Source organism: Sulfitobacter sp. F26169L, from assembly GCF_026410285.1.
Taxonomy (GTDB): domain Bacteria; phylum Pseudomonadota; class Alphaproteobacteria; order Rhodobacterales; family Rhodobacteraceae; genus Sulfitobacter.
In genome coordinates this window covers 20,579-34,070 of the sequence record NZ_JAPMLP010000005.1, presented here as the reverse complement: position 1 = coordinate 34,070, position 13,492 = coordinate 20,579, and the positions used below count along the sequence as shown (strand labels likewise).

At 56.4% G+C, this 13,492-nt stretch carries 15 protein-coding genes; 4 read left to right on the top strand and 11 right to left on the bottom strand.

From position 1 onward, the window contains the following. The first annotated feature begins 5 nt into the window (after positions 1–5). The gene (locus OS189_RS12345) at positions 6–467 is read left to right on the top strand and encodes a hypothetical protein (protein ID WP_267167631.1); all 462 of its coding nucleotides are present in this window, start codon (positions 6–8) and stop codon (positions 465–467) included. 432 nt (positions 468–899) lie between these two features. On the opposite strand, the gene OS189_RS12340 is transcribed toward OS189_RS12345, so the two are convergent. The 8 genes from OS189_RS12340 to OS189_RS12305 all read right to left on the bottom strand — a co-directional run bounded on the left by OS189_RS12340 (position 900) and on the right by OS189_RS12305 (position 8,118). Beyond that, complete coding sequence (locus tag OS189_RS12340; protein ID WP_267167630.1) at positions 900–2,249, bottom strand: tyrosine-type recombinase/integrase; 1,350 nt, start codon at positions 2,247–2,249, stop codon at positions 900–902. Between the two features lie 265 nt (positions 2,250–2,514). Then, positions 2,515–3,651 (bottom strand): tyrosine-type recombinase/integrase, encoded by a 1,137-nt coding sequence (locus OS189_RS12335; protein WP_267167629.1) that lies wholly within the window; start codon positions 3,649–3,651, stop codon positions 2,515–2,517. A gap of 6 nt (positions 3,652–3,657) precedes the next feature. After that, positions 3,658–3,903: a hypothetical protein gene (locus OS189_RS12330; protein WP_267167628.1), complete on the bottom strand. Its 246-nt coding sequence runs from the start codon at positions 3,901–3,903 to the stop codon at positions 3,658–3,660. A gap of 4 nt (positions 3,904–3,907) precedes the next feature. After that, a complete protein-coding gene (locus tag OS189_RS12325; RefSeq protein WP_267167627.1) occupies positions 3,908–4,234 on the bottom strand; it encodes a DUF2190 family protein in 327 nt (108 codons plus the stop codon). Next, a complete protein-coding gene (gene gpW / locus OS189_RS12320; RefSeq protein ID WP_267167626.1) occupies positions 4,231–4,455 on the bottom strand; it encodes a gpW family head-tail joining protein in 225 nt (74 codons plus the stop codon). The genes OS189_RS12325 and gpW overlap by 4 nt, the downstream gene beginning before the upstream one ends. After that, positions 4,456–6,288 (bottom strand): prohead protease/major capsid protein fusion protein, encoded by a 1,833-nt coding sequence (locus OS189_RS12315; protein ID WP_267167625.1) that lies wholly within the window; start codon positions 6,286–6,288, stop codon positions 4,456–4,458. It abuts the gene before it with no gap. Next, positions 6,278–7,627: a phage portal protein gene (locus tag OS189_RS12310; RefSeq protein ID WP_267167624.1), complete on the bottom strand. Its 1,350-nt coding sequence runs from the start codon at positions 7,625–7,627 to the stop codon at positions 6,278–6,280. Before OS189_RS12310 ends, OS189_RS12315 begins: the two co-directional genes overlap by 11 nt. Before the next feature lie 2 nt (positions 7,628–7,629). After that, entirely contained in the window at positions 7,630–8,118 is a 489-nt protein-coding gene (locus OS189_RS12305) for a hypothetical protein (protein WP_267167623.1), read from the bottom strand. A 239-nt stretch (positions 8,119–8,357) separates the two neighbouring features. On the opposite strand from OS189_RS12305, the gene OS189_RS12300 reads away from it, so the two are divergent. Further along, the gene (locus OS189_RS12300) at positions 8,358–8,624 is read left to right on the top strand and encodes a hypothetical protein (RefSeq protein ID WP_267167622.1); all 267 of its coding nucleotides are present in this window, start codon (positions 8,358–8,360) and stop codon (positions 8,622–8,624) included. A 94-nt stretch (positions 8,625–8,718) separates the two neighbouring features. Beyond that, on the top strand, positions 8,719–8,973 hold the full coding sequence (locus tag OS189_RS12295; protein WP_267167621.1) for a hypothetical protein: 255 nt from the start codon (positions 8,719–8,721) through the stop codon (positions 8,971–8,973). Between the two features lie 381 nt (positions 8,974–9,354). Here the strand turns inward: OS189_RS12295 and OS189_RS12290 are convergent, their stop codons facing one another. From OS189_RS12290 to OS189_RS12280, 3 genes are read right to left on the bottom strand one after another with little or no spacing between them, the layout of a single operon-like run. Next, positions 9,355–10,362 carry a DUF2806 domain-containing protein gene (locus tag OS189_RS12290; protein ID WP_267167620.1) on the bottom strand — a complete coding sequence of 336 codons (1,008 nt, stop codon included), beginning with the start codon at positions 10,360–10,362 and terminating at the stop codon, positions 9,355–9,357. A 49-nt stretch (positions 10,363–10,411) separates the two neighbouring features. Next, positions 10,412–12,184: a phage terminase large subunit family protein gene (locus OS189_RS12285; RefSeq protein WP_267167619.1), complete on the bottom strand. Its 1,773-nt coding sequence runs from the start codon at positions 12,182–12,184 to the stop codon at positions 10,412–10,414. Next, a complete protein-coding gene (locus OS189_RS12280; RefSeq protein ID WP_267167618.1) occupies positions 12,181–12,789 on the bottom strand; it encodes a hypothetical protein in 609 nt (202 codons plus the stop codon). Before OS189_RS12280 ends, OS189_RS12285 begins: the two co-directional genes overlap by 4 nt. A gap of 215 nt (positions 12,790–13,004) precedes the next feature. Between OS189_RS12280 and OS189_RS12275 the strand changes: the two genes are divergently transcribed. Further along, positions 13,005–13,358: a hypothetical protein gene (locus OS189_RS12275; RefSeq protein ID WP_267167617.1), complete on the top strand. Its 354-nt coding sequence runs from the start codon at positions 13,005–13,007 to the stop codon at positions 13,356–13,358. Positions 13,359–13,492: the final 134 nt, after the last annotated feature.

The window sequence follows — 13,492 nt, the reverse complement described above, 5'->3', positions numbered from 1 at the left end:
CATTGATGTCATTCAAAGAAGGTTTCGACGCGATTGAAAAGGTAAAAGCATCTGGTCAGAAACTCAGTGACGCGATCGCGCGGATCGAGGCGCTCGAGGAGCAACTCGTTGAGCTTGGCGAAGCTCTGGCCGGTGTTGAGTCAATGCTGGATCAGGCTAAAACGGCTTTTTCCACGCTAGAGTCATCGGCAAAAAACCTGTCCGAGCAGAGCGGGGCCATGGAAACCCTGACCCGGGATTTGCCCGCATTGGTAGAGGCGATTGTTGAGCAAAAGCTCACAGAAATCGCCGCACAGATGGAAGCGCGCCTGTCCGAGCGGCTGCGCGACGAGTTGAAAGACACGCGCACCACGCTGCGGGAATCTATGGAGATCAACTCAGGCAAGAGCGACGCAAAGCTTGACGTGATCCGAAAAGACATCATCGCTGAAATGCCGCGCACTCTGCTTGGGCGTAAGGGGCGCTGAACACCGGTTGCTCCGGCCGTGGTTCGGGTATTGATTGCGGGGTAATCGCTGCACCACACCCAGAGCCGCCGAAAGTGCAGTGGGACCCGTAATCTAAATGTGCCGACCGTCGGACAAGGTAATATCGACGCGGTGAAAAGATATCGCCGTGTTGCCGCTCCATGTGAACTCGCAAAGTAATGGATCGCCAACCTCAACTGGAAGAACCCCCGGGGGTCATCTTCCGGCCGCGCATCCCCCTCCAGATTCGAAGCAAACCGAGGAACTTTCAACCATTTGAAAATCAGATTTGCGTTCACCGTATATCAACGCGCAACATGTGCAATCGGTAAACATTATCAAGCTCCAATTACGTTATTTGGATAGAATGACGGAAATTCTATTGCTTTGGGTGTCGACGTCACCCCAACAATTTTTCAATTGATCGACTTACTATTGTGAATCACTTTCAATATAAGCCAGTGCGTCCGCCAGCTTGTCTAATGCCACCTTTTGCGGATGCTCTACATGCTTAAGGAGGTGGGTCGAAGCAAAGTAATTCTCCAACGCCTGCGAATTTCCATCATCCTTACTTGACGCGTTGTGCGCCAGAATCTCATCTATCACACGGGGTGATACCCCCAACAATTTCATGATCGTTGCGCCAGTCCTTCGCAGGTCGTGACGATGCCAGTCGCTGGTTTGGCTCTCTCGGTGGATCGCGCTGTTGATGCGCTGCCAGTTGTCCAGCCCCCCACCTTCGGAGTTCGGAAACACAAGATCATCGGGTTTGCGAGTGTCGTAATTTGGCAGCCCTTGCAGCAAGGCGATGGCCGCGTCCGAAAGCGGCAAACTTTGCTGTTTTGGAGGGCCGGATATCGTCTTGACGTAGGGCTTGTGCCAGATTCCAACCTGCTCTCGGTAGTCCTTCCACTTCATGTCGACCATTTCAGACAAACGGGCAGCGGTGAGCAGGAGGAATTTCAGGGAGACGGCTCGCAGATCGTATATCGGGAGTGTTTTGAGGCCCAGACATTCTGGAGCAGGCCAGACAAGCAGCGGTAACACACGCGCGAGCTCAAGATGGTCGAGCGCGCGGTCACGCTCACCCGTGATAGAATGATCGTCGATAGACGGATCATATGTTTGACGCACGTCCACAAGATCGAGCTTACGGCGTCTTCCCAAGCCGATCTTGTGAAATTTATTACGATGAGCGGCCCAATCGAACATTGTCATCAGATATGATCTTGCTCGTGATACCTGGCCATTCGCGGTGCCCTTTCCGGATCGAGGAACATAAGTGTTCATTGAATGGGCCAGGTCTTCCAGACCAATTTCGGTTACTGGCGATAGTAGGTGCGATTGAAATACGCGCTCAATGCGGCGTCTTGCTTCACTCGCTTTACCATTCACGGTGGGCTTCCACGTTTTTCGCTTCGGGGCCATGATTTCCTCATATTCTTCCACGAGCAGCTGGAGCGTAGGTATTTCGGCAAGCAACGCAGCGGCTTTGGCTTCAGCGGCTTTCTGTGCCGCAGCCGTGATGTTTTCGCCAGCCTTCAATCGCTTCCGAAGATCAGCTGCCGAAACCCGGGCTTCAGACAGGCTTATATTCCCGTAGTGCCCAATGTTCGCCCTCTGACGATTTCCGTCCGGGCCGCGCAACCGGAATGAGAAGGTTTTTTGTCCCGACGGATATACGTTAAGGATCAAGCCGGCTGACTTCGCGTCTGTAAAGTCGGTCCGCGTCTCAACCTTACGGCCTTTAATGAATTTGTCTGTCAATTCTACTCTTGCCATGATGTCTTCCTCCTGTGCTTGGAATGATATGCGGGCCGCGTTCCAGTGGGACAATGGTGGGACAGAGGGTGCGTGCTACCTCGAAGCCAGATAAACTGGCATGAGTAGTCTGCGGAAATCATTTGTCTATTTAAATCAGATGGATAATCGAAATTAATTATCCGAATTCTGTTCACGGTAACGCGCAGAGAATCGCAGAAAATCAGCCCTTACTGGCTTGAAAATCCTCGTGTCGGTGGTTCGATTCCGCCCCTGGGCACCACTATTATATTTTTCCGTTTCCTTTCAGTTTGTTAGGGTCGGAAATTGTCCCACCCTCTACCACGACGTCTAAAAGTGGGACACTTTTGTTCCCGTTTTGACCGTCTGACATGCGCCGCAAGGCGCTTTCTGCGCGGGTCTTTTGACTTGCTGCACGGGTGTACCGCGTAACCTCTTTAGACGTACGGTGTCCGGTGATCGCCATTATCTCTTGTTCGGTGCAGCCCAACTCCGCGAGTCGCGCGGCGGCGGCTTTGCGCAGCCCGTGGATAGAACAGTTTTCCAGCCCTGCTTCGTCGCACCATTTGCGGAACCGATTTCCGAATCCGTTTGATGTGAAGGGGCGATTAAATGCCGTCACCAGAAACGTCAGATCGCCGGTAGGGCTGGCGTCAATCGTGCGCTGCAAAACGGGGATGATCGGAATTTCCATCCGCACGGGTTTGCTGTTGCGGTTCTTGTGCTGTGTGAAGGACAGCCACCCATCCCGAACGTGCTGTTTTCCAAACGTCACCAGATCGGCACGGCGCTGTCCGGTGTAGAGGGCAAGCGACAGGGCAAGGCGGGCAGAGGTTCCAACGGCGTGGGTGTTCTCGAATTGCTCGATTTCGTCCAGCGTCCACGAATGGAATCCGTCAGCATTGCCGGACAGGTATTCAATTCCCAGCGCAGGGTTAGTGTCGTGTAAGTCGTAACGCATGGCAAACTTGAACACTTGGCGTAGGGCTATCACCATGCCGTTAGCGGCTTCGGGGCGGTCCATCATTTCGTCGCGGCGGGCGCGGATGTGACGGGGCAGCAGCATCCGGTAGGGTTTATCCCCGTCAGATTTATGCTGGCAAAATCGCTCTAGGATTCCACGCCGCACTTTTTGGGTGCGTGGGTCCAGTTCGCGGAACATGGCGGATTTGTAGTAGTCCACGCAGAGACCCTTGATTGACCCTTTTACCACGCTGCCAATTTTTGGGGCGGTGCGGGGTTTGGCAGGTCCAGCGGCTGCGCGGCGGTAGTCTGTCAAAAACTCTGCTGACCCTATAGGTCCACGCAGTCGGATTTTAGGTTCGCCGGGGCGGCGGTAGTAGAGGCGAACGGTTCCGTGGCGGTCGGTGTCCTCCACGATGTATTTGAGGCGCATTTTCATTACAGATCAGTCCCAAGGATTCGCGTCAGCGTGGCCCGGTGCGTCCAGTTCGTCAAATGCGCGGTCCACGGCCACGCGGTCCCAAATTGTGCGTCCGTCAATTCGCTTCGGTTTTGGCATCCGTCCATCCATCACTAAAGCGTCAAATTTGGTCGTGCCTATACCGATGTACTCCGCCGCCTCTGCACGGCTCAATCCGCGCCGAACGGGCGCTGGACAGAGTGAGTGCTGGGGCGTGCGGAGTTGTGTCATCGGATCAGAAAGAGCCGTTAAGACGGGTTGCGACAGTACCCGCGCCGGATTTGGCTGCGATAGCCACGCCGATACGGGTGTTGCCGGACGCCGTTGTGGTGACTTCTTTCGCGGTGTCATTCCAGAACAGCGCCGCTCCTGCGGTCACATCGTTTGCCGTGGTTTTGGGCAGATCAAAGACGCCTACCGTGGACAGGACAACAGGCTGGCCCGTTGCTGCGTCACCATTTGCCACGCCAAAGATTGCGCCGATTTTGACGCCTGCGCCGGACAGCACGTCATCAGGGGAGTCGAGGGTGATGTTGTCACCACGTTGGATAAAGTTTTTCATGTCAGTCCTTTCGAGGTCTGGAATTGAACGGCGTGGGGGCGGGCCGCGCCCATCGCTTGCCGTTCTAGGTCATTGATGTAAGCGGCCAGCCGGGGCAGTGAGGCGCGGTTGTATTCCACGGTTTCCCCGTTGCTGTCTTTGAAGCTGACTGCCAGTTCCCCAAGCTGGAGGGCGTGATAGGCCGCTCTAGCTTGGGTCAGCATTTCCGCGACGGTAGCCATTTAGCTGCCGGGGTTCTTATGCGCGCCACGCCAATCGCTCCAGCCCGTGCCAAAGTCGAGGAACGCGCGGTACTTGATGCCCAGCGTGTCCCAAGCCTCTGCGCGCTGGATTTGGACGCCTTGGGCGGATGCAAGGTAGCCGTAGACGATGCTTGCCACGCGGGCAGGATCGGCAAAGACGTACCATTGATTGCCCGTCAGGCGCGGCTCTACCAACAGCGACAGTTTACCGGACCATGCGTTCACATCGCCGACCGTTGTGGCGTAAATGCTCGACAGCAGTTTTTCGGCCTGATTTTCGAGTTCCGGACCTACCAGCAGGAATTTGGGGGTCACGCTGATAAGCGTTTTCCCGTCGGTCCCAGTGGTGGACCGCATTGCCTTTCGCACGATGTCGAGTTCTGCCGATGACGGGTCAGCGCCCGCGCCGGACAGGTTGCCCCGGCTGGCGTCAAATACCGGCGTGCCGTCGGAAAGGTTCGGGTTACTGGTCAGCAGGGACAGCATTTCCTCTGCCTCTGTCTGCGCGGCGGCTTCCCCGAACGCTGCTGTCATATCGCCCAGCAGGTTGAGGTCATCATTCACCAGCAGATTGCGGCTGACGTTGATCGCACGGGCAAAGGTTTTCAGCGACATGGACTCGCCTGTCTCTGCGCGGCTGGTGGCTTTGATTTCACCGGACTCCGCGATTTCCTCCAGCTTGCCCATTTCACCCACGCGGATGCTGGTGGACGGTTTGAAGTCGCGCAGCACGCGCTGACGGCCAAGCTGTTTCAGGACAGTTTCGGCGGCCTTGTAGCTGTCAGCCGCGACCTTGCCCATCGCGTTGGACACGACAAGCGGGAAGTCGGACGTGCCGTGTGCTGCGCGGGTGAATACTTCGTCAGCAGCCAAGCCACGGACAGACACGCCGGAACGGGTCAGGGTATCGCGGGCCAAGTCGAGCAACGAGTCGCCCATATACTGCCGTGCGTCATCGGGACATTCGCCACCAGCCATGCGGACAGCCACGGCGTCGGACATGCGGCGCGTGATGACAGCAGGATCATCGTTCTGGGGCACGTGGGTGCGGATGACAAGCGCGGTGCGGGTCTGCGTGGCATCCCAAACAGCGGCCTTGGCTTGATCCACGGTCGAGTCTTGGTCGATCAGGTCATCGGCGGTTTCGGCGGTCAGGCCAGCAGACCGGACCAACGTGCGGATCGTGGACCGGCGGGTCCGTTCTGCGGACTCCGGTGTGACGGGGTGTTCAATTACAGGATCGGGCATATTTGCTCCAGTGTGAGAGGGGGTAGGGTTGGCGGCGCGATTGGTCGGGGTCGTCTCGCTAGGCCGCGCCGTTGCGCCTAGGGCTTCTTGGTGGCGGACGCGCGCGTGCGGGTCTGCCGGGTTCGTTGTCAAAGTGACCTCTGTGAGGGTCCACGCGGTCGGTGTCTTTTGGCGGGTGCCGTTCTGCGCGGTGGACACGCTCCAGCCCGCAACGCGGTAGCCGATGGAAACGCCGGTCAGGGACCCGTCAGCGATACGCTGGGCAATCGGGTCTGTGTCGGACGCGGTGGACAGTTGCAGCTTTGCGATGACCTGCTGGCCTTCAATACGCGTGGACAGTACGCGGCCCAGCAGATCGCGCACCGAGTCCGTCCGGTGGCTGTCCAGCAGCGGCATACCGGCGCTGGCCCCCAGCGTGGCAGGGTCCAGAATCTCGTTAAACGGGCCTTGGGCATCGCTGCGCACCACGGGCGTCATCGTGGCAATCACGGCTTCAAAGGTCCGCGTGGCAGCGTCATAGCTGTTGGCGGTCGTGGCTTGGCGGATAAGGGTTTCAAGCGTCATCGGTGACTCCAGCAGTTTCGGCGGCAATCTCTTTGTCGAGGTCCGCGATATTCCAGCCCAAGGACGCCACGGCTTTCGTGCGGGATGTGAGGCGGGCGTCAATTTGAGCGATAAGCGCGGCGGTATCCTTGGCAGGATCAACCTGCATAAAGCGCGGGGGCAGCCATTCAGCTTTCAACGCGGGCGCAAGGTCGGGAATGTCCACGCTGCCGGACAGGTATGCGCGGGTTTGAACGCGACGCCAAAGCGGGGCAAGCACTTGCGGAATAATCTGGTGATACTGGTATTGCTCCAGCTTGGCGCGGGCAGGGATCAATCCGGCGCGCAGGCTGGAGTAGTTCGCGCCTGTCAGATCGCCGTCCAGCCAAAACTGGGGAATACCGAGTCCGGCGGCAATCTGGCCCAAGGTCAGCTTGGCGAAAGAGATGCTGTCCTTGGCTTCGGCTGGGGAGTTAAATTTGATGTCAGTCCCGGCAGGCAGGATACGCACGACTCCCGGCTCTAGGCTAATGTCTGTCAGGCTGTCCGCTTCGGGGTATGCGCCGCTGCCTCCGATATTGTTATTGTCTGTGACAAAGCCCGCGTGCATTGCGGCAATCTTTGCGCCGACCAGCAGGGCGTCCTGTAGCTGGTCCAGTTCGTTCACTGTCAGCAGGATAGGGGCCAGCCAAGACACGCCGCGAACCTGCCCCGGCCCCAGCGGACGCATAAGGTGCAGCACGTCCTTTGCCGGAACGCGGATAGGCGTCCTGCTGGTCGGGAACAGATCGGTCGGGCGCTGGGGTTGGATGTGATACGCCACGCGGCGGCCACGGGCATCAAACTCGATACCGGCGGCAATATAGCGGCCTTGCCCCAGATCGGCAGTCTTGGACTCCTCTACCATCTCTGCCGGGATCAAGCGGACCTGCACGCCGTCCGAGTCTTCCTCAATAACGGCGAAAGATTCACCATCCACCACGCAGGCCAGAACCATTTGAGCCATCAGCCCGCGCAGATCGGTCCGGCCCTCTACATCGGCAGACTCGGCGAACGTCAGCCATTGCTGATTCAGTGGATCGCGCAGCCCGATGTCAGGATTTGCACTCGCGGGTTCAATGCCCGCGCCAACGGATTCAGCGACAATCGCGTTCACGCCGTTCTGGATATAGCCATTGTTGGCGTAGGCATGGCGGGCGCGGCTGCGCAGAGGGGCAGCGGCGGCAAGGGTTTCGGTCGCGTTGGACCCGTAGGACATAAACCCGCTGGCCCGACGTCCGCCAGACGCCGCATCAAAGCTGCGAGTCTGGACAGGCTGCGCGATGTCGCGTTTGAAGAAACTGGCGAACGGGAAAGCCATATTTATGCTCCCTGCATTTCGGCAAGAGCGGGCAGCCAGTCGGTCAGGGTCAGCACAATCATTTGACCGCCTAGGCGCTCCAGCCCGTCCATGCCCAAACACATTTGAGCGTTGATAGATTCTGTCCCGTCAGCGTTGGCGTGGAAGAACACAATCATGCACCACGCGGCGCGCGGATCGCTGAACGCGGCTTCAATGCCGGTGATATCACCACCCATTACCGGCAGCGTGTAACAGGCATCCGAAACTGCCCGCAGGATTGCTTCCTTTTTGATACCAAACCGCATGACGCCTTGGCACAGTTTCGCTGTTGCGAGGTCGTGGACATTGAATTTGTGTGCGGCTGTTGGCCCGGACCCGAATTGTCCTTGGGTTTGCACATAACCTTTAGCGCGGAACCGACGTAGCTGGTTCGCCGCATGTTCTTGGGTTTCAGGGCTGTCTGCCAGCCATTCGGCGGCTTGCCCTACGGAAAAAATTGTGTCGCTCATTGTTCGCTCCTCTGATTTCTCCAGCCCTGTGTAGCCTGATTCGCGTTAATAAAACAAGCTAGTATTTATTCAATATTTACTTGCGTTTATAAAACTAGTTGCCCTATGTTGGCCTTGCCCGGTGTCGAGTCGGGCAAAGTTGACCTTTCTCCCGGCAGGGGTGCCGGACGCAAAACGTAGAGGGGCTGGCGAAAGCTGGCCCCTTTGCACATCACAAACAAACATTGAGGATTAGGATTATGAGGAAAACGGCCAACAGCAGAAACATTCCCGGTCACGCGGAACGAGCGGCGGCGGGCTTGGCAGAGGAGGAAGGCCTGTTGCGGCGTTACCTTGTGCATTATCTAGTTTTTGGGGAAAGTCAGCTGCCCCAGATTGCCAAGGACGAATTAGATTTCAGGCGTATGGCAATCTTGCAAAGGTGTCGCCCAGACGTCTTTCAGGCGGTCTATCCTGATTTCCGAAAGTTGCTTGATGACAGTCCCGCGCAGTTCACAGTTCAGTAAAGCTGCCACAGACGATCCGTCTAAACACCCAACATAGAAATGACAAAATTTTCAGCTTCGTAGCTGATATCGTTTGTTGAATGAGGACTAAAGCATGAAATCTTTCGAATATCTAAAGTCTAAATTAGACTGGGCAACACCCGATCCAGACTGCCAACTTGTGAAAACTTGCGGTGCTGTTGGCGATGACCTTTGGATGGCTCTTGTCTATGAAAAAAATGGATCATTTTACGCGGCTGCCGCGCCGTTTGGAGAAGGAGAGCCAGTTATGTCGCCTATTCCGCATTCCGATATTGAGAGTGCAGAAAACGCCGCATTTCAGATAGCTGAATCCAGCGGTGCGGAATGATAAAATGCAAGGCTTGTGGAATTGACTTTTCTCCGAAACGCAGTCACGCAAAATATTGCTGTAAGAGTTGCAGTAATGCTGCCTACTACGACCGAGACCCAGAGGCAGCGCAGGCGCGCAGTAGGGGAAGCCGAAACAGAAAGAAAAGCAGGCTACACATGCAAAGATCACTGGCGGCCCTGCCCGAGATTCAGCAATTCATCGCAGAATCTTTGGCGAAGCTGGAAAAGAAGGATCAAGAGACTGGAGAGATAATAGCCTATACTGCCCCCCCACAAGTTTAGACCTAGCAATGGTCTGCCGTGGCGCTGCGGTGCCACGGTCGGCAACTTCTATTTTGCGTTTAAACTAGGACGATTAACATTGAGTTGCTCTAAGAATCTACATTTCAATGAAAAGTTCTATCGGATTCGGCATACTCACGTTGATCCCAGAAGAAACTAACTCACCATAGTAGAATTTTTTTACGAACTCATTTTTTAGCGCGTAGTTTGCGAGCTTCTGATAGTCAAAGTCGGGACCAACGACATTTACTAAATCTCTTCCAGCTCGTGAAAGAATTGCACCTCTAAGGCTTATGTACTTTTCAGTATCGCCTATTATGGCAATTCCCATTCCGGTTTCTGTAAGTTTTCGGATCGCGGTTCCATTAGCATCGAATGTCATCTTTAAATGCTTGTCGGCAGACCAAAACCCAGCCAATTCAAGGTACGCATTCTCAGGGGTAGTTAGTTCTGTATCTAATGCTTCTAGATAAGCGGCTCCATCGTTTGTACAACAAGGCATGACTCGTTGGATTAGCTTTGCCGTATCGCTGTCCAAATTTGATATGAAAGTCAGTGTGGCAGCTGAAACATCGCCGGGCCTTCGGACTTCTCCAGCCAATAGTTTTCCAAACATGATCCGAAGATCATCACTTGAAGCATCCTCTGCGTGTCTTTCAAACTTATTAAGCCAATCGTCCGAAGGGCCTTCGCTATTTGCAGGTGGTGGATTTTCACTTAATTCTTCAATCGCAATGGTGGCGACAGCGTCCTTATTTTTTTGAACGCGATAAGATCGAGCCAGCATGGTTTGTATGGCTCGATCCATTATATCCGGATCATTAGCAGCGGTTTCGGCCGCCCTACTTGCTATGGCTTGGGAGATTTGAGATCGGGCGTCGGATTTATCTCGAATACCTTGAACGACCCCCTCCAACGCAACGGCCGGAATCTCAACTGCGGCGCCGATTAAGCGGCTTATGGCTTTACCTGCAGGTCCCGCAAGTATTTGTGGCAATCCCCCTTCGATTGCGGTTGTTAGCCAGCCTTTTTCGGAATTATCATCAATATCTGACATCATGCCCTCGCCATAGGATTTCACAGTCTCTGGTACAGCTTGGAACATCAAGAAGTATTGCTAAAATTTTTGGACCCGTTGCTTTGACTAATTGGCCCTAACGACTTAGCCATTTCGATTTCACAACGGTCCGCCGTGGCGCTGTGGTGCCACGGTCCGCAAGTTCCATTTCCCGAATATCCAGATTCACGCCAACCAAATTCCGCACGGCCAAGGCATAGACCACGCAGTCCAATGCTTCGGCTCGTTTGCCCGGAATGCGCTCCCATGAAGCCTTTGGCGCGCCCCGACTGTATTTAACGACACGGCGTTCACTGGCGAGTTCCTCAAAGAACCGCGCGTCCAGTGTGTCAGAGAACCGGATGGACGTGCCGCGCATGAGTCTTTCCGTCAGGTTTGCCTTGATACCGTCCACGCCGACAATAAACAGCCGCTGCCCTTTCGTGGCGCTTGCACGGATTGCGGGGCGTTGCCCGTCTGCCCCTTTGATCGGCACAATGCGGCGCGATAGCTTGGGTTGGCAAAACGCCAACACGCGGTCCATCGTTTGACCATCGGACGAGTCGACGGCCACGGCGTCCATCCGTAGGATACCGCCTCCGGGGTGGATGTAGGTCTGCGCAAGGAAGGCGTCCAATTCAGCCCAAGGAACATCTGAATCATTTACAGGACCCCAGAACACGCGTGCATCCACAACAAAGGTATCTGTCCGGCTGTGTGCCAAGGTAACGGATTCAAGGCGGTCATGCTGCACATCCACGCCGCAAGTGAGTACCAGCGTTTCGTCCGGCAGGTCCTCAAGCGAAAAGGACTCGCGGCGGTTTGCCAGCGCGGACTCGTCCAATTCTTCCCCGGCTTGTTTCCAGCCCTCTGCCATTAGCGTGTTGGTCCACGATTGCAGCAAGTCGGGATGATCTTTGGCAGCCAAAAACTCGCGGGCGATGTTGCCCCAGCTTGCGGCGGGCAGAGTGGACACTAGGACGTTTGTGCGGAATCCGGCGTGGTTCTTCACGTCCGGCGCGGTGATGATCCAGCGACCATGCTGGACCATTTCGGCCTTGCGGTTCTCCGGCTGCACCGCGCCGCAATGCGGACAGACGAACGCGGCGGTTTCCGGCTTACCTGAATCCCATTCGATATGTTCCCAGCGCGGCGCGGTGTAGTCGTCGCAATCGAGACAGCGGATTTCAAACAGCCGCTTGTCGCTTTGGGCGTAGAGTCGCAGGACGTGGCTGGTGTCCTCCCAAGTCGGAGTCGATCCGGCTACAATCTTGCGGTCGGGGAATGAGAGTGTGCGCCGTTCTGCCAAAGTGATCGGGCTACCTTCTGCTCCGCTCTCCATGCCATCAATTTCGTCGAGAATGAGAACCTTGGCGTTATGGCGTCTAAGGTTGCGGGGCGACTTGGCCGCGATGACCTTTAGTGAACCGCCGGGGAATTTTCGGGACAGCAATGTGGACCGGCCCGTGGGGTCTGCCTCCAGCGTGAGCAGGCCGCGCAATTCGGGCGATGCTGTAAAAATGGGGTCCACGTCATCCACGATCCAGCCACGGGCGTCACCTTCGGTTGGATGCACGGCAAGGATAGGGCTAGGATTTGAATCGCAATAGTACCCGACCAGCGCCGTCAGCAGGGACGTATAGCCAAGGCGAACCGGCTTCACGACAGTCACGCGCTCGATTTCAGAGTCGCCCATTGCCTCTGCAATTCCGCGCTGCACTGGCGTCAGGATCATTGGGCCGGTCTGGGCGGATACTTCGGACGGCAGCCGGACATGCGACTCGATCCAATCGGGCAGATTGACCGGCGGCGGCGGGCGCAACGCGGCGTATGTTTCGGCGCGGATTTGGGTCAAAGCGGCATGGGTCATTTTTGGCCCTCCAGAGGCGTTTCGGTGTCGGCGGCGGTAGGTCTGGCGGAATGGGCCGGGTCTGCGCTGCGGGTGGCCCCCTTGGCCCCCTCGTTTGCGGTTTCGGCCAGAGTCTCCATCGCTCGGCGCAATTCCACGTCCAAAGCAGCCGTGGCAGGCCGGTCCAGCGACAGCTTGGCGGCAACCCGTGACGGCACGGCCAGCAGGCGGGCGCGCAGGTCAGCAGCCACGGCCAGCCACTCCGCACGGACAGCAGCAGCGGGGATCAATTCGGCCCGGCTCTTTTGGTTCTGGATGTCCAGCTTGTCCGCCTGCCCAGCAGCCACGCGCAGTTTTTCATCGGCAAGGCGGGGATCACTGGACCGGACAGAGCGGTTCCGCAAATGCTCGGCGTAGGCCTGCACGGATTGCTTGAGCGGAAAGGCAAAACCGCCGGGGGCATCCACGCGGGGCAGGATCGAGTCCCGTGCAAGCTGGTTCACGCGGCTGGAGGTCAGCCCAAGCCAATCGGCAATCTCGGCAGAGGTGGCGAGGTCAGCACGGTCATCGGAAATTTCCACGCTGGGACTGGGTCCCAAAAGGTCAGCAATCGAAAGATCATTCATTTGCACGGCTTTCTTGTTTTCGTTGAAACGGTGTCATCGGGGGAAGGCTGATTCAAAATTCTCAAATCGGTTGAAAGGATGCGCTCCGCGCTCCCCGCATCAGCCCGATTATCGAGAGGGACCCGCAGACTCTGCGAAAGGATGACTGCGTCAACCTGTAGCCAAGATGGTGTCACGATCTCGCCAAGATTTAGGGATAACGAAGCGATATGATTATGAACGCCGAACAAACCCGCTCCAAACTTGCCGCGCTGCCGTTGAGTATCAATGCACGCTATGTTCTTTGGAACAGGCTTGAGACTATGCCAGTCTACGTTGGGACAGCCAAAGCCCCATCTCGGATCAAGTCGCACCTCCAAAAGGATGACAAGCGGGTAGGTCCGCTGGGAAAACTGATCGTCAATAAGCCGTTCTACGAATATGTGATGAACCAACCTATTGGTTGGCTGGGCATCAGCTTTGATTTGTTTGAAGATGACGATGACGCTCGGCAGGCAGAACGCGATGATATTGCTAGGTTCGGCATGCGCCCTAACGGAACGCTCTTTAATCGCCGTGCTGGTGGCTAAACCATCTACCGGGTTGCCAGACCGGACCGGACAGCCGGACCCCCCTAAAGGGGGGAGTCCGGTCCGTCCGGTGTCCGGGTGAGGGGCAACGGGGCGGACGGACAGGACAATAACCGGACTCGTCCGGTCTGTCC

Excerpts from the sequence above, each read along its gene's own strand:
- OS189_RS12340 (WP_267167630.1), bottom strand. The coding sequence starts at position 2,249 with ATGGCAAGAGTAGAATTGACAGACAAATTCATTAAAGGCCGTAAGGTT.
- OS189_RS12330 (WP_267167628.1), bottom strand. The coding sequence starts at position 3,903 with ATGACACAACTCCGCACGCCCCAGCACTCACTCTGTCCAGCGCCCGTT.
- gpW (WP_267167626.1), bottom strand. The coding sequence starts at position 4,455 with ATGGCTACCGTCGCGGAAATGCTGACCCAAGCTAGAGCGGCCTATCAC.
- OS189_RS12275 (WP_267167617.1), top strand. The coding sequence starts at position 13,005 with ATGAACGCCGAACAAACCCGCTCCAAACTTGCCGCGCTGCCGTTGAGT.
- OS189_RS12305 (WP_267167623.1), bottom strand. The coding sequence starts at position 8,118 with ATGAGCGACACAATTTTTTCCGTAGGGCAAGCCGCCGAATGGCTGGCA.
- OS189_RS12310 (WP_267167624.1), bottom strand. The coding sequence starts at position 7,627 with ATGGCTTTCCCGTTCGCCAGTTTCTTCAAACGCGACATCGCGCAGCCT.
- OS189_RS12300 (WP_267167622.1), top strand. The coding sequence starts at position 8,358 with ATGAGGAAAACGGCCAACAGCAGAAACATTCCCGGTCACGCGGAACGA.
- OS189_RS12315 (WP_267167625.1), bottom strand. The coding sequence starts at position 6,288 with ATGACGCTTGAAACCCTTATCCGCCAAGCCACGACCGCCAACAGCTAT.
- OS189_RS12295 (WP_267167621.1), top strand. The coding sequence starts at position 8,719 with ATGAAATCTTTCGAATATCTAAAGTCTAAATTAGACTGGGCAACACCC.
- OS189_RS12345 (WP_267167631.1), top strand. The coding sequence starts at position 6 with ATGTCATTCAAAGAAGGTTTCGACGCGATTGAAAAGGTAAAAGCATCT.
- OS189_RS12325 (WP_267167627.1), bottom strand. The coding sequence starts at position 4,234 with ATGAAAAACTTTATCCAACGTGGTGACAACATCACCCTCGACTCCCCT.
- OS189_RS12290 (WP_267167620.1), bottom strand. The coding sequence starts at position 10,362 with ATGTTCCAAGCTGTACCAGAGACTGTGAAATCCTATGGCGAGGGCATG.
- OS189_RS12335 (WP_267167629.1), bottom strand. The coding sequence starts at position 3,651 with ATGAAAATGCGCCTCAAATACATCGTGGAGGACACCGACCGCCACGGA.
- OS189_RS12280 (WP_267167618.1), bottom strand. The coding sequence starts at position 12,789 with ATGAATGATCTTTCGATTGCTGACCTTTTGGGACCCAGTCCCAGCGTG.
- OS189_RS12285 (WP_267167619.1), bottom strand. The coding sequence starts at position 12,184 with ATGACCCATGCCGCTTTGACCCAAATCCGCGCCGAAACATACGCCGCG.